The organism is Blautia sp. KLE_1732_HM_1032, assembly GCF_025147905.1.
Lineage (GTDB): Bacteria > Bacillota > Clostridia > Lachnospirales > Lachnospiraceae > Blautia_A > Blautia_A fusiformis.
The window spans coordinates 463,015-483,757 of record NZ_CP102266.1 but is presented as its reverse complement, the minus strand read 5'-3'; the positions used below and the strand labels follow the sequence as shown (position 1 = coordinate 483,757).

Genomic DNA, 20,743 nt, shown 5'->3' with positions numbered 1-20,743 from the left:
CTCCTATCCCATTGCCCTGTCCTTTTTTACTGGAACAGCCGCCTTTATTTTTCCTTCTGTAAGCATGGCTTCCAGGTCATACTGGATATTTTCCTGTTTTAAGAGAGCCGCCAGCATGTGGTTTGCTTTTTCCTTTTCATAGGTCATATATTGAAGCTGAAAAATATAATTCTCAATCTGCAAAATATTTTCCGGAACCTGAAAAAACGGTTCAAGGTAATGAGAAAGGATACGCTCTTTTTCTTCCTTTCCTGCATGAGGCGCCTGTAACTGCAAAATAATTTTTTCTACCTCTTCCATAGACTCCTTATGAAAAGCAATACGGTACAAATCCTGTTTCTGCTCCCTGGTAAGAAAGGGCTGTTCCTTTTCGGCAGCTTCCAAAAGGGAAAATGTTTTTACCACATGTTCAAGTTCTGCCATTTACACACCCGCCTTCCGTTTCCGCATCAAAAGGATAATTTCCCTCATTTTTTTCATTCTCTCCGGTGAAGGGCTGTTCTCCATCACCTGAAGGATTTCTGCATCTGCCAGCCCACTTTCTACGCACTGGCGGATTTCTTCCAACTGCTCTGCGGACAGGTTATATTCCAGGATCTTCTCCACAACACTTTTGGGTACTTTTTTCCCAAGCATGGCAATCCCAAGCAGCCGGCGCTTACTTTTTTGCAGCCCTTCTGCTGTTTGTATGCTTTTTTCTTCCAATACCACTTTTGTTTCCCTGGAAACAGCTTCTGTTTTTTCCCTGTATTTTTCTGCTTCTTTTTTCAGATCCTGAATTTCCTGCTCTTTCTTTGCCAGCTTTTCCCTTAATTCCTGTATATTTTTATCTTTGTATTGCAGGTTCTCATACAGGTCTTTAATCTCCTGATTTTTCTCTTCAACAACATGCTCCTTTACCAGAGAGGACAAAGCTGTAAAACGGTCATTGCTTTCCCGGAACTGCTGAATGGATTGTTCCATGATCCCCATAAGATTTTTCATATAAGAACGCATTTCTTCATCTTTCGGAACTTCTTTTTTTACCTTTGACTCTTCCAGTTGTATCCGCATGGTCCGCATACGACTGGCCGGCAGTTCATTTCCGGCATAGGTTTTCACCTCTTCCAGATCCAGCCCGTTTTTTAAGCCTTCTACGATTTCCCGTACCTGGAACTGGTTATAATTTCCTTCACATAAAAAGTCGATTTCCCCAATCCCTTCCATAAGCCCTATGATGATTGCTTTCATCACCGGGGCTTCCTGGTTACTCTTAACTACCTTCTGGATATCCGAAACAGGAAGACCAAAATCCAGCCCCATAGAAACTGCGTCCATCTGTTCTTCTTTTAAAACTTTCCGGCATTCTTCCAGATACCGTTGTCCTTCTACTGTCATTTACCCTCCTTTTCTTCTGCCCCTTGCAGACGTTTCCCTATTCTTTTCCTTCTGTTGTGCTTCCAAGTTTTCTTTTTCTTCTGCTTTTTCACGCAGACGCTCTGCAATCCTTTTTTCTTTTAAGATTTTTTTCCGTTCGATCCGCAAACGCTCCTCTTTCTCAAAGAAATAAGCGTCTGTCTGTTCTGCCTCAGACAAGGAATATCCCATTTCTTTTAACTGCCCAAGAAGGTTTTGGTATGTCTGGTGGTCTTGAAAAAATTCCTGATACCCTTCCTGATAAAGTTCTGCTTCCATCTGTTTTTCCTGCAGCTTATTGAGAAGCAGAAGCATTTCCTCATAAGGAACCATTTCTTTTCGTAGCTGCTTTCTTGCCCTGCTGTTTTCCCAAAGCTGTTCCTTTGTTGCATCAGAAATGGCTTTCAACTGCGCCTTATCCTGTATGCGATAAGCTGCCAGAAAATCAAATTCCTCCTGCAATTTTTTCAATTCATGGATTGCTACCCTGTATTTCCAGGTTTTAGAGTCTGCCATTGGTTTCCCCTGCCGGTACCTGCGAAGAAAACGTTCCTTCTGGTATCTGGTCAAATGCCGCTCCCGGTATGGGATAAACACATACGTCCATTCTATCGGTATCTCCTCTCCGGTCATTTCCGGGATTGGAAGGCGTCCAAAACGCTGCCGAAGCCTTTCCTCTGTATATTCTTCCCCTAGCTGGTCAAGCCGTCTTGCCCTTCCTGCTCCGGGTTCCCGAACAGAAAGGTGCTTTCTCCCCCGCAACTCATATCCCATGCTGGAAAGATTTTCAAGAAATTCCTCATAAGAACCTGCGTCCTGTAATGCCTGGTCCACATCTCTTCTGATCCGCCTGTCCCGTTCAGAAAGAGATTTTTCTTCCTGTCCTTTTTGTTTGCGTTTTTCCTTTACTTCTTCCAGCTCCAGCACAGATAAACCATGCTCCCTGCATATCCGGTTGGTCAGAGGCTGGATACTGTTTTCCCAATCCCCGTTTTTATAATCGTATTTATATCCCGTAGTACAGCGTACTGAATTAAAAATAATGTGCCCATGAATATGGTCCGTATCATTATGGACTGCATAAACCGCTTCAAAATCCTTCCCAAGAAATTCTGCCACAAACTCTCCTACCACTTGGAAGGCTTCTTCTTCCGAAACCTCATCTTCCTCAAACGAAAGAATGAAATGGTAGCCCTGCCTTTTATCCAGCTTTCCAAAATGACGTTTAGTATCTACCATCTGGGATAATGCCTGTTCAGGAATACAGTTATGTCCACAGACATAGCGGCCATGTTCTGTTTTCTCCGGGTTCATAATATAGCGAAGACCGTTTGCCAGATGTTTTGCCGGATAACCCGTTTTTGCCTGTTTCATGTGCAGGCACTTTGTAATTGCCATAACCTACAGCCTTTCCTGCACCTGGCTTACCAGTGTTTTTATCTGCTTCAAAAACACATACAGACGGTGTTTATCTTCCCTGGAATAAAGGGCGCTGTTATTGTTATGGGTAATCTGGTTGATGTTTACACCAATCCGGTTGATTTCCTGGTTCATGCGTTCCAGTTCCTTGCGGATTTCCGGGTAATCCCTGGGGCGGTTGGTAATCAGCATACGAAGATACTGGGAATCAGAAAGCCCCATCTTTTCTGCCTGTTTTTGTAACTCTTCCAGCTCCCACCGATACAGCCGGATTTCTTTTCTACATTTCATTGTTTCTTTTTTCATGCTCCCCCTTTCCTTATCTTTATCACAGATTTCATCTACCGATTTCTACTTCAACGCTATCTGCTGTCAACTCCTAAGACCTGCTATCGGTCACTGTATAACTTCCCGGCGTCCGGACTGGCTATGCCAGTCCTCTGCAAGATACGGATTTTACCGTACAAAATCCCATCTTGTTAGGGGGCACCCCCTAATACCCCGGATAAAATAGATAGCAAAACGCAGATACTGATAGCAGACCTGCGTTCTATATAGAGAAAAACCGATAGCAGTTCTAAACATCTGCTATCGGTTTTTCCGCTTCCTACTTCTGTTTCTGCTAACAAAACCCCAGTTCTGTTAGCAAATCTGTCAGCCTCCTGTGTCTGATGTGACAGCAGTTCTTCCATTCTGCTATCAACGCTTTTGCACAGACTCCCTGCAGGCTGCTTCTTCTTCCGCAATTTCTCTCTTTCCACCAAGTATGGGAAGACTCTCTATGGACCATTTGCCGCTTTGGGTTTCTCTTATGAAATTATTGGTTTACCTGTTCTTCCAAACGCTCCAATGCCTTTTCAAAAGCTCCAATCCCACTGAAAAAGGAAGAAAGCCGGATATTCTCAAACAGATATGGCATGGCTTTGTATAGTTCCAGAAAAATATAGTACAGCACATCAACAACAATGGAATTTCCTGCCTGTTTGTAAAGCTGGCTGTTGCTTATGCCTGCTTCTTTTGCTTTCCAAAAATCCGCATCGGAAAAGCCCATAAGCCGGAAGCACTCTAAAGGTGTCAGCCTCCGGATACGGATCAAAGACTCTAAACGGTGTATTCCATTTGATGTTGTAAGCGTAGGGCAGAGTTCCCCATGCTCCTGTACCCTTCCCCGTTTTTCCACAGACGGATAACTAAGATTTACAACACCATTTTCTAAACATTCCTCATAACCTTTCTGTGTCTTTTGACGTACCAGAATGATATTATCTTTTTGTACAGAAGTAAGGGTATGGCAGACTTCTTTTTCTCCCAGTTCCAAAGTCTGCACAATCCGACCTTCCGAATCATACCTGCCCCGGATTGCTCCAGGGTATTTTTCTACAATCTTTGGCTGGTCATGTCCTGCTAAAACCGCACCGCTGCTTCCTAAAGGGGAATAAATAACCCCGCTTGAACCATAACCGGTATGAATATCTCCTACTTGAAGAATTTTGGGCTGCTGCCCGCCACCACCACAGGCAGTTACCGTAGGGCAGCACCCGTCTGGCAGATAGACCCGTCCAGTCTGTTCAAACACCCCTTTGATATTTCCGGCTCGCTTTACCCGATTTTCCCGAAAAGCCTTCAGGCTTTTTTCGTCCGGCTCAAACAAAAGCGCTTTTCTCTCTTCCATATCTTCAATCAAGCGGCGTACTTTTTCCTGGGATAAGTAGTATCTTTCCTCTACCGTATCCTCCAGAATATCCATAAGGCACTGGAAGGACTCCAGCGGTTCTGGAAACTGGAATGTTCCATTATCCATTTCCTTCTGTATCAAAATCAGATATACCCGTTCCCTGTTCTGGGGTATTCCATAATGCTTTGCATTAAGAACACTCCAATAGGTGTGGTATCCGTATTCATGCAGTTCTTCTTCAAACAACCGGAATGTGGTATCCCGGAATTTTTTTCCTACAATATTTTTCACATTTTCATAAATCCCCCATACTGGTTTTACTCCCCGTATCATACGGAGCCATTCCACCAGAAGGGAAGAACGTGTTTTATCAATATCATGAGAACCACACATGCTGCAGGTGTCCCTTTTAGAATAATGTACCTGCAGAGGGTTATACTCATGCCCGCAGCTTCGGCATTTCCAAACCGCCCCTGCCTGCTTACCTGCCAGGGAAAAATCCTGACAGGGGCTTCCGCCGCAGATCATGTTAAACGGTTCAATCTCCTTTTCGTCCACTTTTGTAATATCTCCCAGATTCAATGTTTCACTTGTACCATGAATCGCACAATAACTCTTTGCTGCATATTTATCAAACTCACAAAAATTCACCAAACTATATTTCATTCCTCATGTTTCATGAGGTGTAGCTACACATTTTACCTAGGATTACTCACTTATTTCCTCCTGTCTCCTAAATTTTTTTATAGTCTTCATGAGAAATCCACAGCTACAAACGAAATATCCATCTGGCATTACCTTACAATCATAGAATCACCCCTTCCCGTATCCAGAGTTTACCCTTCTGTCAAAAATTCTGTTGGTCTGCATCACCTCCTTCACATTCTTCTGTTTTCTTATCTCTTAATAGGCTCCTGCTTTTCAGGATTTTGTATTTCCTTTGTTCTTTGTTCTCCTGCCAATTTTAGTTCTCTTGTATAACTATCATAAACATATACCTCATTTGATAAAAAATCTGCCCCTACCAAATCTGGTTTACTGTTTATATCCCGAACCATTGTTTTAAGTTCTTCAACCGTATACACATGTGTATCTACTGCCAAACACTCATGGATACTAGAAGGAAGGATATAGGTTTTCCCACCAAAAAAATCCGCAACTTCATCCATGATATCCTTATTCAGAATAGAAGCAGCTCCCCAGTTTTTATTTTGGTTTGTAACACAATACATCTCCTGTTCCTTCGGTATCTCTGTATCCCCTGTTTCAAAAAGTCTGCTAATTGAAAATACTTCTGTTTGATCTTTAAAAGAAGGATCATTGATAAGTTCCTCCAAAAATTGTTTCGGTTCTATCTGATGGTGGTTGAAATATTCTTCCGGCAATTTTACGCTATACTCTGTACCAGGGATATTCCATCGAAAGATAATTTCCAGGTTTTCAAATGGAACATGTGCCAACTCAGGTTTAATCTCCAAACTTTCTTTAGGAACAAAAGCAGGTATAATATCTTCTTTCTTTGCCTCAAAAATCTGGATATTTTTTGCAAACTGCATTTCTCCTTTTGCTTCATCAATCATTTCTTTATATCTTTCAATAATAGAAGGAAAACTTATTCCTTCTTTATACATACGATAAAAATCTTCTGCATAAGTAGTGATTCCTACATTACTTCCTTCCGGAAAAAATACAATTCCCTGGTTCTGTTGCCCATTTTTATATACCATCCGAAAATCTATGTTTCCTTCTAATTCTTCTGAGGCGATCTCCAAAATCTGCTTTTTCAATTTTTCATAAAAGATATCAAACTCCATGTTTCCCACCCTTTCTAACCTCTTCTTTCCTGATGTTTGCCAGCACCCTGGACACATACACCTGCCTGGGTATCCCCATGCGGTATCCCTGCCGCTCATAGCTCTCTTCGATAAACGCAACCCGTACACGTCCATGCAGTTTCCTCTTTCCTATCCACTGCACTACTTTTTCCATCTCCGCTTCGCATTCGTCGATCTCCCATTTTTTGAAACATTCCTCATCATAGCTATTTTCCAAAAGAATACCCTCCTATCTTGCCTGTGCTATCTGGTATGGTACTATGTTCCTGTGTCCTACCATTTTTTCTATCTTTTGTATTTTTGTCCCTTTTGTTTCGGTAAGAAGCGCCCTTTCCTTTTCTACCAGGCTGGAAAGCTCCTGGTTTTCCTTTTTATACTGCAAAAAAGCGTTATAGTCTTTTCCCATAGGTGGAAGACGTACAAAAACCTCATAATTCATAAGGGTATATTTTCTTGCCAGTTTTTTTACCGCTTGTCTGCCCGGCGGGTCATTATCCAGACAGAACTGTATATTCCTGATATGGGAATAGTCTTTTAAAAACTTTTCCAAAGGACCATCGGAAAGCATTCCAAGTACCAGGATATTGTTCCGGTAATCTCCCCGCAGTTCCATATCGGACATGGCATCAATCGCCGCCTCATATACATAGAGCGTATCACTGTTTCGGTCTACCAGATTAACTCCATACGTTTTGTCATTCCCAGTAACATCTCCTTTAAAGGGTTTTCCGTATTTATCCAGGGTTCCTCTCTGGCTGGCAAAACGTGGGACACCTTCCGGGTCTTTTCCTACAAAAACCAGATTGTGATATTTTCCGCTTTCATATAAAAGTCCCTTTTTTATCCAGAAGTCGATCACCTGCTTTGACAGTCTCCTCTGCTTCATAAGGTATCCATATAACCGGCGGCTGGTTTCTGATTTTGGAGGCAGCACAAAAGGTTCTTTCGGTATCTCTTTTTTCTTCTTTGTATCTTTTGTCATTCCAATCTGTCTTTCCGGTTGAAATTTTTGCATGGTTTCAGTACGGATATATCCGGCAAACTCCAGCAGATATTTGACTGCCTCCACAAAATCCATATTTCTGAAATATTCCAGAAAATCAATGGTACTACCTCCTACCCCCTGGCTAAACCGGCACCAGGAAGACCGGTTGAAGATCATCACAGAGTCCATACCCACTGCCTGATAAAACCTGCCTTTTCTTTTCAGCGGAATCCCTATCTGCTCCGCCAAATCCACTAGATCCACTGCCTTTGCAATCTGAATTTCTTCAGCCGTAAATTTTCCCATACTGCACCTCTTCATATTTCATATCCAGATAATGCGCCATTTCCGGGTGCAGAGCTCCAAAAGCAGTCAGGTAGCGGAAGCAGGAACTATGCTCCCCCTGTCCGATACAAAATTCCCGCAGGCTCTTTTTTGAATACTGGGCCGGCTGGTTACACCAACGACTTAGGTTGATATACATTCCCTTATAAACCTCCGGTGCCCGTTCCCATGCGGCATAGCGCATCAAGTAAGCCAGGCACTTATACCGCATCAAAATCTCAATCCGTATGAAAACGTCCCGAATATCCTTTGCCCAAAAATCTGCTTTCCAGGTTCCTTCCCAGTCATAGCCGCACAGTACATACAGCTTAATTTTCTGGTAAGGAACTGGGATTACTTCCCGCAAAAGTTCCAGTTTTCTTACAATAAGTTCCTGATCTTTGATATGGTCAAAGGCAAAAATCATGCCATTATCCAATTTTCCTGATGCTAGAAGTTCCATCTGCCTTTTCTGCATAATCCGCAGATCCAACCCTTGCCGGAACTGAAAACGCCTGCCTGTTTCCAGGACACTGGAAAAGATTTTTTCCCACCCTGCACAGGCAAAAAAGTTATCGTCCAGAAAACATAACTTCTTTCTGGACGGATCATAAAATTCTTCCAATGGGCTTGCTGGTGCTGCACCGGTGCTGTTTTTGTTTACACAGAAACTACACTTCCGAAAACACCCCCTGGTGAGGAAGCCAATGGAATAGTCCGTATAAAATTGGAACTCCTTCTTCTTTTTCTCTCCTGCACTGTTTTCTTTTACCATCTGGTCATACAAATGATAGTCCGGTGTATGGTGTTCAACCGCTTCTGGAAGTACCGGTGCTTTATCGTAAAAAAATCCAGTCCCTCCATAAATGGTTGTTTCCCTCGTCAAAATATGTTCCGGCACAAAGGTATCCGTAAACACTTTTGATACATAGAGCCGGTCATATTCTCCAGCCTGGCTGTAATCCAAAAGAAGCTCTGTTTCAAATCCCCGCTCCTTCCAATAAGCGGAGAGTTTCATACATGCCAAGTTGGGAAAACGGTGTCTTTTCCGGTATAAAAGGTCTGCATCTATAATTCCAATCCTCAACGCCTGCTCCTTTCCATACGGATATTTCCGGTTTTCTGTTTCTGGTGGGCGGCTTCCTTTCTTTCTTCCACTTCTTTTTCCCTGCTTCTTGCAGGACAATAGGATTTTCCATTTGCTTCCATGATTTCTGCAAATTCACAAATATGAAACACCCTTGCCCCTACCTGTGTGTGGTATTCATCAATATAGGTACAAACCCGTTCTTCCCTTTTTCCATCTGGATATACAATCTCTATGGAGTCCCCGTCTGCTATGTTGAACAGGGTATGATAATGACTGTCAATAAACCGTATTCTTTTTTTCTCTTCCATGCTTCTCACCTCATATTGCCAAAGAAAGGACAGCCGCAGCCGCCCTTTCCCAAGTTTAAAAACTGATTTTTATTTCCTATGCCTTTTTCTGTCTTTTTCTGTAATAAAGTAAACCTGCTACCATACCTGCGCTTACACCAAGAGCCAGCAAAGGCAGGAACCAGTTTGTATCATCACCGGTTTTTGGTCCCGGTTTGACGGTACCTGGTGCTTCCGGTATTTTTTTATTCTGGATTTCTTTTACCACTTCAATGACTGGTGTTTTATCATTCTGGTAGCTGAATACAATCTCCCACTCTTCTTCTGTCTTCTCATATCCTTCTAAGGCTGCGGTTTCTTTCAGCACATAGGTAATCGGTTCTTTGAAAGTACCATTTTCATAAGTTCCAATCGGAAGCAGGCTGGAAACTGCTTTTCCATCTTTCCCAGTCTTCAGGCGTTCTACTTCTTTACCGGTTTCCTTTTCCATGAGGACAAATTCTACTCCTTCCAGAGCCGCTTTACTGTCTGCATCGGTCTTTACAATAACCAGTTGTCCCATAGCACGCTCATCTTCCATCTTCACCTTCTGAATTTCTCCCGTTTCTTCTACTGTAAACTCCACGTCATTAGCCACAATATATCCATCAACTGCCGCTTCTTCATGCAGAGTATAAGTACCTACCGGAAGGTACTCAATCAGGTGTTCCTCTCCTGTGGTCCAGGACTCTACCACTTCCCCGTCCTGATCCAGAATCTGCAGCTTCGCTCCCTCAATTTCTTTTCCATCTGTAATATCTGTTTTGGAAATCGAAACTTTGGTATGGTCGTCCTCCATTTTCACTTTTTGTACGTCCCCTGTTTCTTCCACAACAAATTTCACATCTTCTGCCCGGACATATCCCTGTTCCGTAGGCGCCTGTTCTTCATGCAGTACATATTCTCCTGGTTCCAGTGCATAGACTACATGAGGTTCTTTCTTAGATACCCACTCTTCTACCACCTTTCCGTCCTGATCTAAAATCTGCATTTTTGCACCTTCAATTTCCTGTCCGCCAGTCAAATCTACTTTTGTAAATTCTGTAATGGTAGGCTGATTAGAAATTTCTTCTGAAAAAGCGAGAAGTTCAAGCGTCTGGTCTGTATAAGACGCATCAAAGGAATACACCTCATCATTTGGCAGGTATCCCGGCTTATGCTCTACTTCCTGAATATAATATTTTCCATGAGGAAGATCTGCCTGAAATACCAGCTTGCCCTCTTCATCTGTTGTTCCCAGTTCAATCAGGGCATCTTTTTCTACAACTACTTCCCCGGCAGCATTTTTGATATCCTCCTGCGCATACATCCCGAATACCACTCCTTCCAGCGGTTTTCCGGTTTCTGCGTCTTTCTTCAGAATACTCAGGGAAACTTTCTGTCGCTGATTGGTAAGTTCCATTGTTACATAATCCACTGCTACTTCCTGTCCCTTATATGCAATTTCAAATTCTTTTGCTTCCGGGTCAAGCACACAGTTCTGACCTGCCTTTTCTTCCACTACATAGTATTTTCCGATAGGAAGATTATTCAGGACTGCCTTTCCTTCTTTATCTGTTACCATACGGGCTACCAGGGCATCTTTTTCATATTTTACAATGCGGTTTCCTGCTTCGTCTTTCTGTCCGTCCGGGGTATAAATGGTTTCCTTTGCATGAATGGCAAATTCTGCACCTTCCATATTCCCTTCTTCATAGTCAAATTTATAACCTTTCTCTTTTTCCATGACTTCTTCCCCGGTGAAGAAACTGCTTACCTGATTTACGAAACCTGCTACACCGTTTTTCATCTTCGTCAGGAACTTTTCTTCTACTTTAGAAGCACCAGAAAGTTTTTCTCCCTTTTTATGGATTGTAAGGCTTCCTACTGCTTCATCATTATACTGTTCAATGACAACAATAAATTTACCGGTTTCCTCTTCTACCTGGTGTACAGTATCAGAATCTACGGTAATAGTGATCGGCGCTTTCTTTGCCTCCTGGTATGTGCCTCCGTCTGCAACTTCATTCAGTGGAACTTCCTTTCCGTCTTTTAAGAGGGCATTTTCAAATCCTACCTGTACATAATTTTCCGGCGCTTCCACTTCTTCAATCCGGTAAGTGCCACATTTTAACTGCTCCGGTGTAATCAGGTATCCCTCTTCGTTGGTCCTGAACACAGATACCACTTCTTTTTTCGGATATCTTACGATCATTTCCACATATTTTTCTGCTTCCACATCATAAATCTTATAAGCTGCACTGTTATCCAGCACCGGCTTCTGCGTCTGGGCATCTTTTTTCACAATCTTGAAGTAATACTGCAAAGGACGGTCATCAAACACACGCCATACCTGGGGTTCCCGGCTGTCTTCTGAAATCTGTACGATAAATGGACGAATCCCTTTTAAATTTTCCGGAACTGTAGACTCAAACACCACATAGGTTCCATAAGGAAGTTCTGGACTCTTTAAATATCCTTTCTTATCTGTAAACAGCTCTGGTACCGTAATCTTTTTACCATTCTCCCAATAAGAAGCGGTTTCGTCTTTGCTGTAATCATAGGTGATAAAATCTTCCGGGGTATAATAAGAACCATTTCCCGGCTTCAAACTTCCATCTTTTACACCAGACAGCTCACTGATGAGGAATACCTTAAATCCAGCTCCTTCTACCAGTTCTGTTTCTGTCTGCTCCCCGTCTTCTGAGATCTTGATAAGCTGAAAGGCCTGTTTCTTTACAGTTTCCTTTACAGTTACTTCCCGGTGTACAATCTGTACCTCCTGTCCTTCATACGAAACCTCTACGGGATACTCTGTTTCATCTAACAGATACCCTTCTGCCGGCTCTATTTCTTTCACGAAATAATTTCCAAGATACAGGTTTTTGAAATCTACAGTTCCTTCACTGGAAATCGTACCCTGCGCTACAAGTTCCCCTTTTTTATGGACAATCCCATCTTTCTTATTGGGGTGTTCAATATCTTCTGCAGCATATAATCCGTATTTTGCCCCTACTAAGGTTGCGTCACCCTGGGAAATAAATCCCTGGGAATCCTGATCAATCTTACTTACATGAACTTCTCCCCGTACTTCCTCATTTTTAAAATCATGAGAAAAAGTATATGTGTAGGTGCTGTCGTCTTTATATTCATAGAAGAAACGATACACCTCATCTGTCATATAATACTTATCCGGTGCCTGGATTTCTTTTACGCTGTAATGGAAATTCAAAGGAATATCCGCATGGAACACAGCCATTCCTTCCCTGTCGGAAACAGCACGTTCCACCAGGCTTCCCTTTTCTACAAGAACCTTTCCGTCTGCCGCTGTCAGGTCTTCTTCTGCATACAATCCAAACGTCGCACCCTCCAGGGTAACGTCATCATGTTTCGATTTTTTCACTACATTTACGGAAATCTCCGGTCTTGCATTGGTAAAAGTGGTTTCCCCCTGGGATAACTCTACATTCTGTCCTGCATAGGACAAGGTTACAAACTGGGTACGTTCCTGTTCTGTTTTTCCAATCACCAGATTTTCCGGTGCTTTCTGTTCTACAACCTTATATTTTCCAAGATACAATTCTTTGGAAACAGCACTTCCATCTTCCCCGGTTGTCAGACTTTCTACCAGATTCCCTGCTTTATGCACCTTCGTCACTTTATCCTGGCTGTAAATATCCTCTGCCGCATAAATGTTATATTCTGCCCCTGCAAAGTCCGCATTTCCATATACAAAAGTCAGGTTCCCCTCTTCTCCGGTTACTCCAGTCAGAACCTCACCTTTTTTACGGATTGTGATTTTTCCTTTCTGTTCCTCATTCGTCACTGCAACAGAAGTTGTTTTTCCTGTTTCCAGCTTCACATTAAAAGACTCTGTATTTAGCTTATAGCCTTCTGGAACAGAAATTTCTTTTAAATATACCGTATCCTGGGTTTTCGGAAGCTCCACCTCAGAAGTACCGTTGCTGTCTGTGGCCGGCATCTGCACAAGAAGATTTTTACATGCACTGTCTGAATAAATACCAAAAACAGCGCCGGACAGATTTACTTTACTGTTCTTATCTTTTTTTGTTACCTTTACCCTTGCCAGGTCCAGCCACTTCACCGTAAATTCCACAGAAGCACTTTCTTCTTCAAAAAATGCCCCATACCCAATGTCCTGGGAACCAGAACCCGTAGACAATACTAAGGTCTTCCACTGGGTTCCCATTTGTCCTTTCAGCTTACCGCTGTTCCATGTACCCGTTACAGTTTTGGGAGCGCTGAAATAGAATGTGGTATTCCCATTGATCTTTACGGTTCCTGTCTGTTTTGTACTTCCACTGTGATAAGTCACATTCTCTGGCATTTTTAAAGTAATATAGTTTCTATGGTCACCTTTTAAAGTAAACTCCCCGGTACGCTGTTCCTTTCCACTTTCATAAGCCTTTGCTTCCTTTGGGGACAACGTGATTGCTGCTGTCGGAGGTGCTTCCAGGCTGTAAATATGCTGGATATATCCCCACACACCGCTTGCCTTAATATCTTCAAAGGTACAGCCATAAAAACCGTCCATGCCACAATAAGAATAAGCGGCAGCTAAATGCGTAAAAATATACTTTGTCTTCCAGTCAAAAGAGGGCATATACTCCCCGGTAATGTCCCCAGGACCGCCATATCCATAATAAAGGACTTTCTGCAATTCCGGGTTGCTTTCAAATTCATTTGCTACATAATCCGAGGTCGGCGGGGAAGCCTTCATAGACTCCAGACAATATGCTACATGGCCATTTACAGTGAAATAGGAAGTAGAATAGTTCCCCACGTTAGAAGGGTATGGGATTTTTTCTCCCTGTACCAGATGTACATTGCTTCCTTTTTGCTGCTCCATTGCTGCCGGAACAACCGATAAGAACATTCCCTTATCCTCTTTTGGTGTCAGATCAATCAACTCTGCCCCTGCATCTGGCATTTCCGGTTCTTCCGTCAGTACCTCCGGTATCTCCGGGTCAGGGTCCGCCTCACCGTCCTCACCGGAGCCATCTTCGGTATGCTGGCTTACTTCTCCCTGGGGTTCCTGTGTACTGTTTTCCCTTGCTTCTACCACAATTCTTCTCATAATCTGATAGGAAGGGTTTCCGCTTAACGGATCAACACGATAAAACGCCTGGTAAGAACCTGGGGTATTGAAATCAAAAGAATTGCCGGAGTCCCCTTCTGCTTTCAGAAACGTCACCTTTACTTTTTCATCATTTTTCTGAAAACCCCTGTAATCTGTTTCCAAGTCAAAGGACTCTCCTGCTTTTATGGTAAGGTCCTCTGCATACACCAGTTCTTCTTCTGTTAGTTGCTCCTTTACCTCTTCCAACTCCGGTAATGTTTCTGAAGCAGCCTCCTCCTGTTTTACTTCCTGTATCTGTGCATGTTCCTCAGACTGTTCAGAAGCCAGTGCGGTGATCCCTGTATTGAGTAACGTAGAACAACTAAGAAGAAGTGCCAGCGTCCCAGCCAGCAGCCTTTTCTTTTTTCCTTTCATCATAGCTTTGCTCCTTTTCATTTTTTCGTCAAAAAAAGCAGGCCACACAAGCCTGCTTTCCATTTTCTATCTTCTTTTTTCTATCTTTTGTATACGGTCTGTCCCGTATCCAATGCACCTGTCAATCCCCTTTCTATTCCCTGCTTCCTGCATGGAACACTGCCAAAACAAGCTGCAGAACCAGCAGAAACAAACATATCACCAGTTTCCCTGTCAGATACAGCAGTTTCCCCACTGCAATGAAAATCCCTTTTACAACTTCCCATACACTTCTTCCTACTGCCATATCTTTTTCCTCCTTATTCTTCAAATGCCCCATAAAATTCCGCAAACCGTAAATCTTTTTCCATACAGGCTTCTTCCTTTTCCCTGTTCTCTGCTATCGTTCCACCGTCAGAAAGTTCTCCCTGAACGGTCTTTTCCAGCACACCCCGCTTCTCAAAGGCTTCTTCCTGTGCCTTTGAAACCGCTTCTTTTACGATTTTACAAAATTGTTCTTTCTGGTTCTCCAGAAGGGTATTTAATAGTTTCATCTGCTGTACTTCTTCTTCCTGCTGTAGATACTTGGCAAAATAAACGATTGCTTCTGCTATAAAATCGTCTTTTGTCTTGAAAATATCTTTGTTATACTCCTTCAGATACCGATAAGCCTGATGATGTACCGGTCTGCTTTTATACAGCCGCAGTGAAGTTGTATATACTTTTTCCGTATCCATAAATTTTCACTTCCTATCACGCTGTCCGCATTTTCCTCTGTTTTGCCCGGATAATACTTTTCACTGCTTCTTCACAGCCCCTTGCATTGGCATGTATATCCGTTACAAACTGTACATCTTTTCCCTCATTGGCTCCAAAATGCTCCACAATGGAAGAACCACCGCCCATAAACACCATTTTGGTCAGATCCAGATTATAATGGTTTGCCTGTATGATACCATAAATTTCCTCTGCGTAGGACTTCAAACAGTTTTTTATGACGTCCTGATACTGCTTCGGGCAGTCATAGCTTCCTGTCCTCATAAATGCTTCTGTAATATATGCCGGTACCCCTGCCCCTGTTTTGGCAATGGCTTCCTCATTGACTTTTCCGATACAGTACAAAGCTGCCTTATCCGAAATCGAATACTTCCCGTCCGGCATTCCGTCAACAAACTCTACCAGATCGGTAGTCCCTCCACCAATATCTACTAAAAGGCAATAACCGGGAACCGCTTCTAAAAGCGTATGGATCACCACATGCCCCTGCATAAAAACAAACACATTTTCCAACGACACATGATAATGTACTCCTTCATAGCGGAAATGAAGTTCCTTTGTCTTTAACAGATATTTCTTGAAACTTTCTTTCTGCTGCTGAAATCTTCTGGGCGGAAGGGCAGCTCCCATTTTTACGGAAGCGTCTGTCAGGCCCCGGAAACGCATTTCCTGCGCCAGTGCTGCAAGGGTAAGAAGATAATAATTTTCATTCTCTGTCTTATCCACACACTCCTTTTCCGGCACTTTCCCTCCCACATAATAAAACTGGTTCTGGTATTCCAAAATGTGCTCCAGGCTGTCCGGCCTTGCCTGCAAAGGCTGGATTGCTGCTGAAAATACCGTATTTGCAGTTTTCATGTTACGGTTTCCATGATCAATTCCAATAATCATTTTAGTTTCCACGTTCTTATCCTCCTGAAAGTTATAGTTTATATTTTATCTTGTCCTCTTTGGTTCTTGACCTGTTTCTTTCTTTTCTTTGTCTATCACAGGAAGTTTTTCAAACAGTTCCTCCATCACAGCTTCCATTTCCTGAAACTTCATTTCATCTGGCATACACAGAAAAACAATCACTGCGTCAGTCAGACGTTCCCCATTCTCTTTCCGGTAAAGTTCCGTATAGGAACCCCAACAACCGTCCTCACCTGCATAAAACTTTTTTGTCTTCTCATTTACTTTTATGAGGTATTCTTCGGTATCAACAAAAATTTTCCGAATGGATACTTTTTGTAGGTCGTATTTCATGCTGTCCATATAAACCGGAAGGTGTTCCTCCGGGGCAAAATAGACATACATTGTGCAATAGGTATCTCCCTCCGTCCCCATCTCCTGTAAGACAATCCCGGCTTCAAACATTTCCGGCGGAGCATAATCTACTACAAAATCCTTATCCTGTGAAGATTTTTCAAAATGCCCTGAATCTCCAACCAGAAAATGTTCGGGGCACTGAATACGAAACCTTTCTTCCCTCATTCTGTATATTTCTCCATAATCTCACTAATATCTTTTTGAAATAACCGCTGAAGCCGGACAACTACATGGACATTGGGCTTTTGCTGTCCGTATTCAATCCTCTGATACGTCCGAAGACTGATACCCAAGACAGCCGCAAGTTCTATCTGTGTATATCCATGAGCTGTCCTGAATTTTCTTAATTTTGTTACTTTCTATCACGCTCCTTACGTCTGAGGGATAGCTTCCTGATAAGCAAACAGATTGGATATATAGCTGTTTGCTGTCAATGTGGCATTGTATAAAGCGGTAAGCAGCACTGCCCGGATATTATTGGCTTTCCTTGTACACTGCTTAATTGAGTCTATCACATACTCTACGGTAAACTTATCCAGCTTTTTATACATTCCCTGTACAATGCCAAGAGGTCGTTCTTCCTGATTTACCCTTATGGTCTTTGCATTGGACGTCAAAACATCTACTGCAAGCCCTACAATCTCATTAAGCAGTTTTCTGTCAAAAGGTCTGTCTATCCATATCGCATCATAATCAATCTGATCTTTGAACTGTTCTTCTGCTGCCTGATAGGATAAGATAGGATTATCTCTATACCCATTCACCATTTCTGTTGTATTCTTTTGGGTACTTTCTGCTGTAGTCTTTGTAGTAATCTCTGTATTTGTCTGCCCGCTATCGGTCTGAGGTACCTCTTTGGGTATCCAGGGCTCTGTTTCCCTGTGGGGGTATGCTCCCTCTTTGAATGGTGACACCCTCTCCCTTTGGAAAGGGACAGCCCTCTCTTCTACAAAATGTATCTCTTCCTCTATGACTGTATGGGGACTGATTTTCTCTGCTTTGGATTTCTCTCTTCTTTTTTCAAAGGAAACCGGATCTGCTCCTGTTTCTTCTGGATAAGTCAATTCTTTTAACCGGTCTACGATCAATTCCAGATACAGAACATTATTTACAACAATCCCATTCATGGAAATGGTTCTAAATACCCGTTTTACCACACCCAGCTTCTCTAAAAATACTACTGCATTTGTCGCTTCTTTTTTGGAAATCCCAAACTGTTCGCTGATCTGCTGGTAACTTCTCTGAAGAAGATCTGACTTAAATTTCTTTCTCACCCCAATGACCTGTCCGGTTCCTTCATCTCTGATTTCTGTAGGCTTATACCAATACACAATATCTGCCAGTATAATAATGGCTGTCAGATTTGGCTTTCCACTTTCTCTGATGATTGTCCGATACCACACCTGCGGAATGATATTTCCAGATATATTCAGTTTTGCATTTTCATCTACAATTTCATTTCCAGTGCTATAAATACCTCCATTCATACGTTTATTCCTCACTCCTCTGCTTCTTTTCTTTTTCAAATAAAGCACTTATTTCTTCATCTGCTCTTTTGCCTGCCACCAGACACGCATACAACGAAACGAGGAAAAAAATTATTCCAACAATCATAATCACCTTTATCATTGCTCCGTCCTCCCAAGAAAAAAGGACTAAGCCAGCTAACAGAATCTTTTAACTAACCTAGTCCTTAACATATTTTTTTACAATGTATTGCAACCGAATGGTTTTTCACAAACTTGACCGCCTGTGAGAATGGATATAATTTTGACAGGACCAGTAGCAATAGGTTTCTATCTTTAAGAGCCCCTGCCATTTGATTTTTACTATGAAAAATTCATTCCCGGTCTATGAATTTTCTACCTTTTATGGTATAATAGAAAAAAGACTAAATTGGCGTGAGCCCTTATTTTATAAGGAATCTGCTAACTTAGTCTTATTTTAACATAATCACCGGAGCCGGAACGTCCTACGATAGCTGTAAACTTGCCTCTCTCTATCTGTAAACTTGTATGATCCACGGCTCTCACCTGATTCTCGCCTTCTCCATAATACTTTACTAGATCTTCTACTTTTAAAATACTACTCATATCTTCAAGTCCCCTTTCCATTTCATACCCCTACTATAACATTCCTGCATTACAAAACCCTTACAACAACCATAACAGTTTTGTAAGGGTTCCGACTATTCTCCTATTATGAGCGGCAGTGTCACTTTAAATATCATACCTTTCTCAGCCTTTCTTTTGGCTGCTATTGTCCCCCCCTGTTCTTCTATGATCTTTCTGGCAAGATACAGACCGACACCCGCTCCGTCTTTTACCTGTTCCTTTGCTTTCCTTCCCCGGTAAAATCTCTGATAGATCTTATGCAGTTCCTCCGCAGGAATGCCCATTCCTTCATCTTCTACTTCAATAAGCACATTGCTTGCTAGCTCCTGCGTCCTCACTGTAATCGTTGTATGTTCCGGTGAATATTTGACTGCATTCTCAAGGATATTCGTTAATGCTTCTACCGTCCATTTTGAATCATGGTTCACAACTATATCATCATCCATCTCCACCTGAATGGAAATATCTTTTCCTCTTGCCTTCATATAAATCTGACTGACAGCCTCTGTTAGCGTTTTCTTCAGGCTTTCATGAAGCGAATGTATCTGGATCATATGTGTTTCCAGCCTTGAAAGATTTACCAGTTCATTCAAGAGCTGTTCCAGTTTGGTAAGTTCCTGTGATTCCTGCTCCAGAAACTCCCTCTGTTCTTCTCCTGTAACCCGATTTTCTGCCACCAGCTCATGACTCATCCGGAGTGATGCAAGCGGAGTCTTCAACTGATGGGAAATATCTGTAATCAGACTCTTCGTACCATTTTCTTCCTGCTCCAGACGTTCCTTCAAATCTTCGAAATATTGCCCCAGCTCCTTTACAGATTCCCACACCTTTAACCATTGTTCCGATTCTGATGTTTCTTCAGGATATGTTTGGAATTTTCCTTTTCTGAATTCCTGCAGACATTCATATAATTGCTGTAATTGTTCCTCATCACCGTATCTGCTCCAGTTTTTTCTTCGGTCCAGGTACAAGAACAGGCTACATACTATGACTCCCACTAGTAATCCAATTCCCCAGATAATCCTTATAACCACATCTGAAGATCCACTCCCTGAGTGATAACCATAAGTTTCTTCCAGCATCTGTACGACTCTTTCTATCTTCTGATCGTCCCGGTCTCTTATAAAATCTACTGTTCCTGACTTTTCCCAGATTGCAACTATTTCCCCTTCCAGTTCAGGATGTTCTGCAAGGAGCAGTGCTATCTGCGTTGCTTTCGCATTTTCCTCATACTTTGTTATCAGATACATTCCTACTGTAAAAAATACTGCAAAGATTACATATACGATAAAATACCGTTTTAATTTTTGTTTACCTTTCCGGTCCATATATATCCCAGTCCTCTCACATTCGCTATCTCTTCTGTTCCAAGTTTATTCTTCAGTCTGCTTATATTGACAGTAACCGTATTATCATCGACAAATTGACCGTCTATATCCCATACATGCTCCAGGATACTTTCTTTTGAAACAATCTGTCCTGCATTCTCCCAGAGATACAGCAACAGAGAGAATTCTTTCTTACTTAAAGTAACTGGTTCATCCCCTTTATACACCTGCATCGTTTTCATATGCACCGTAATCTCTCCGGAAGACATAATCTGTGCCTGTACCTTAGAAAGCCGTCTCATCAATGCGTTCACCTTCGACACCAAAGCCATCAGTGAAAATGGTTTGGTAATATAATCATCTGCCCCTGTATCATAACCATTTACAATATCTATTTCCTGATCCAAAGCCGTAAGATAGATAAGATATGTATCTCCACCTGCACGTACCATCCTTCCAAAATCCAGTCCTGTACCATCCGGCAATGTAATATCGCTGATAACAAGAGCATAATCTCCTTTTTGAAATGCTTCTTTTGCTTCCTTTATTGTATAAACCTGACGAACCTCATACCCTTCCCGTGAAAGTAACAGGGCAATTCCCCGATTTAGATTCAAGTCATCCTCCAGTAATAATATTTTCTGCATCAAATACTCCACCTCTATTTGTAATAACCTGTTCTTTTATCATATCA

The 20,743-nt window shown here is 42.2% G+C and carries 21 protein-coding genes; all 21 read right to left on the bottom strand.

The window, feature by feature from the left end; all coding sequences use genetic code 11:
* Window positions 1-3: 3 nt before the first annotated feature.
* The 21 genes from NQ489_RS02445 to NQ489_RS02345 all read right to left on the bottom strand — a co-directional run bounded on the left by NQ489_RS02445 (window position 4) and on the right by NQ489_RS02345 (window position 20,696).
* Window positions 4-423 carry a hypothetical protein gene (locus NQ489_RS02445; RefSeq protein ID WP_021650614.1) on the bottom strand — a complete coding sequence of 140 codons (420 nt, stop codon included), beginning with the start codon at window positions 421-423 and terminating at the stop codon, window positions 4-6.
* Window positions 424-1,377, bottom strand: coding sequence for a hypothetical protein (locus NQ489_RS02440; protein ID WP_072448027.1), 954 nt, complete (start codon window positions 1,375-1,377; stop codon window positions 424-426).
* Complete coding sequence (locus NQ489_RS02435; RefSeq protein ID WP_072448025.1) at window positions 1,378-2,793, bottom strand: relaxase/mobilization nuclease domain-containing protein; 1,416 nt, start codon at window positions 2,791-2,793, stop codon at window positions 1,378-1,380.
* Window positions 2,794-2,796: 3 nt separating this feature from the next.
* Window positions 2,797-3,120, bottom strand: a complete 324-nt coding sequence (locus tag NQ489_RS02430; RefSeq protein WP_072448023.1) for a plasmid mobilization protein — start codon at window positions 3,118-3,120, stop codon at window positions 2,797-2,799.
* A 511-nt stretch (window positions 3,121-3,631) separates the two neighbouring features.
* Entirely contained in the window at window positions 3,632-5,155 is a 1,524-nt protein-coding gene (dcm, locus tag NQ489_RS02425; RefSeq protein ID WP_072448019.1) for a DNA (cytosine-5-)-methyltransferase, read from the bottom strand.
* Between the two features lie 230 nt (window positions 5,156-5,385).
* On the bottom strand, window positions 5,386-6,303 hold the full coding sequence (locus NQ489_RS02420; protein WP_139148846.1) for a DUF5688 family protein: 918 nt from the start codon (window positions 6,301-6,303) through the stop codon (window positions 5,386-5,388).
* Window positions 6,293-6,541: a hypothetical protein gene (locus NQ489_RS02415; RefSeq protein WP_072448017.1), complete on the bottom strand. Its 249-nt coding sequence runs from the start codon at window positions 6,539-6,541 to the stop codon at window positions 6,293-6,295. Before NQ489_RS02415 ends, NQ489_RS02420 begins: the two co-directional genes overlap by 11 nt.
* A 12-nt stretch (window positions 6,542-6,553) precedes the next feature.
* Window positions 6,554-7,615 carry a DUF3991 domain-containing protein gene (locus NQ489_RS02410; RefSeq protein WP_072448015.1) on the bottom strand — a complete coding sequence of 354 codons (1,062 nt, stop codon included), beginning with the start codon at window positions 7,613-7,615 and terminating at the stop codon, window positions 6,554-6,556.
* Window positions 7,596-8,720 carry a hypothetical protein gene (locus NQ489_RS02405; protein WP_049947025.1) on the bottom strand — a complete coding sequence of 375 codons (1,125 nt, stop codon included), beginning with the start codon at window positions 8,718-8,720 and terminating at the stop codon, window positions 7,596-7,598. Before NQ489_RS02405 ends, NQ489_RS02410 begins: the two co-directional genes overlap by 20 nt.
* Window positions 8,717-9,031 carry a hypothetical protein gene (locus NQ489_RS02400; RefSeq protein ID WP_173900157.1) on the bottom strand — a complete coding sequence of 105 codons (315 nt, stop codon included), beginning with the start codon at window positions 9,029-9,031 and terminating at the stop codon, window positions 8,717-8,719. Before NQ489_RS02400 ends, NQ489_RS02405 begins: the two co-directional genes overlap by 4 nt.
* 76 nt (window positions 9,032-9,107) lie before the next feature.
* Complete coding sequence (locus NQ489_RS02395; protein ID WP_227945575.1) at window positions 9,108-14,546, bottom strand: SpaA isopeptide-forming pilin-related protein; 5,439 nt, start codon at window positions 14,544-14,546, stop codon at window positions 9,108-9,110.
* A gap of 130 nt (window positions 14,547-14,676) precedes the next feature.
* On the bottom strand, window positions 14,677-14,829 hold the full coding sequence (locus tag NQ489_RS02390) for a hypothetical protein (RefSeq protein ID WP_155512673.1): 153 nt from the start codon (window positions 14,827-14,829) through the stop codon (window positions 14,677-14,679).
* Window positions 14,830-14,842: 13 nt separating this feature from the next.
* Window positions 14,843-15,259, bottom strand: coding sequence for a hypothetical protein (locus tag NQ489_RS02385; protein WP_021650339.1), 417 nt, complete (start codon window positions 15,257-15,259; stop codon window positions 14,843-14,845).
* 16 nt (window positions 15,260-15,275) lie between these two features.
* A complete protein-coding gene (locus NQ489_RS02380; protein ID WP_117688059.1) occupies window positions 15,276-16,202 on the bottom strand; it encodes a ParM/StbA family protein in 927 nt (308 codons plus the stop codon).
* A 33-nt stretch (window positions 16,203-16,235) separates the two neighbouring features.
* On the bottom strand, window positions 16,236-16,772 hold the full coding sequence (locus NQ489_RS02375) for a hypothetical protein (protein ID WP_227945574.1): 537 nt from the start codon (window positions 16,770-16,772) through the stop codon (window positions 16,236-16,238).
* Window positions 16,769-16,900: a helix-turn-helix domain-containing protein gene (locus NQ489_RS17795; RefSeq protein ID WP_021650209.1), complete on the bottom strand. Its 132-nt coding sequence runs from the start codon at window positions 16,898-16,900 to the stop codon at window positions 16,769-16,771. Before NQ489_RS17795 ends, NQ489_RS02375 begins: the two co-directional genes overlap by 4 nt.
* 78 nt (window positions 16,901-16,978) lie before the next feature.
* Window positions 16,979-18,094 carry a DUF6017 domain-containing protein gene (locus NQ489_RS02365; protein ID WP_101870313.1) on the bottom strand — a complete coding sequence of 372 codons (1,116 nt, stop codon included), beginning with the start codon at window positions 18,092-18,094 and terminating at the stop codon, window positions 16,979-16,981.
* 4 nt (window positions 18,095-18,098) lie between these two features.
* A complete protein-coding gene (locus NQ489_RS02360; RefSeq protein ID WP_159430634.1) occupies window positions 18,099-18,236 on the bottom strand; it encodes a hypothetical protein in 138 nt (45 codons plus the stop codon).
* A 299-nt stretch (window positions 18,237-18,535) separates the two neighbouring features.
* Window positions 18,536-18,700 (bottom strand): hypothetical protein, encoded by a 165-nt coding sequence (locus NQ489_RS02355; RefSeq protein ID WP_330364160.1) that lies wholly within the window; start codon window positions 18,698-18,700, stop codon window positions 18,536-18,538.
* Between the two features lie 95 nt (window positions 18,701-18,795).
* Window positions 18,796-20,049: a sensor histidine kinase gene (locus NQ489_RS02350; RefSeq protein ID WP_005333534.1), complete on the bottom strand. Its 1,254-nt coding sequence runs from the start codon at window positions 20,047-20,049 to the stop codon at window positions 18,796-18,798.
* Window positions 20,022-20,696: a response regulator transcription factor gene (locus NQ489_RS02345; protein WP_005333533.1), complete on the bottom strand. Its 675-nt coding sequence runs from the start codon at window positions 20,694-20,696 to the stop codon at window positions 20,022-20,024. Before NQ489_RS02345 ends, NQ489_RS02350 begins: the two co-directional genes overlap by 28 nt.
* Window positions 20,697-20,743: the final 47 nt, after the last annotated feature.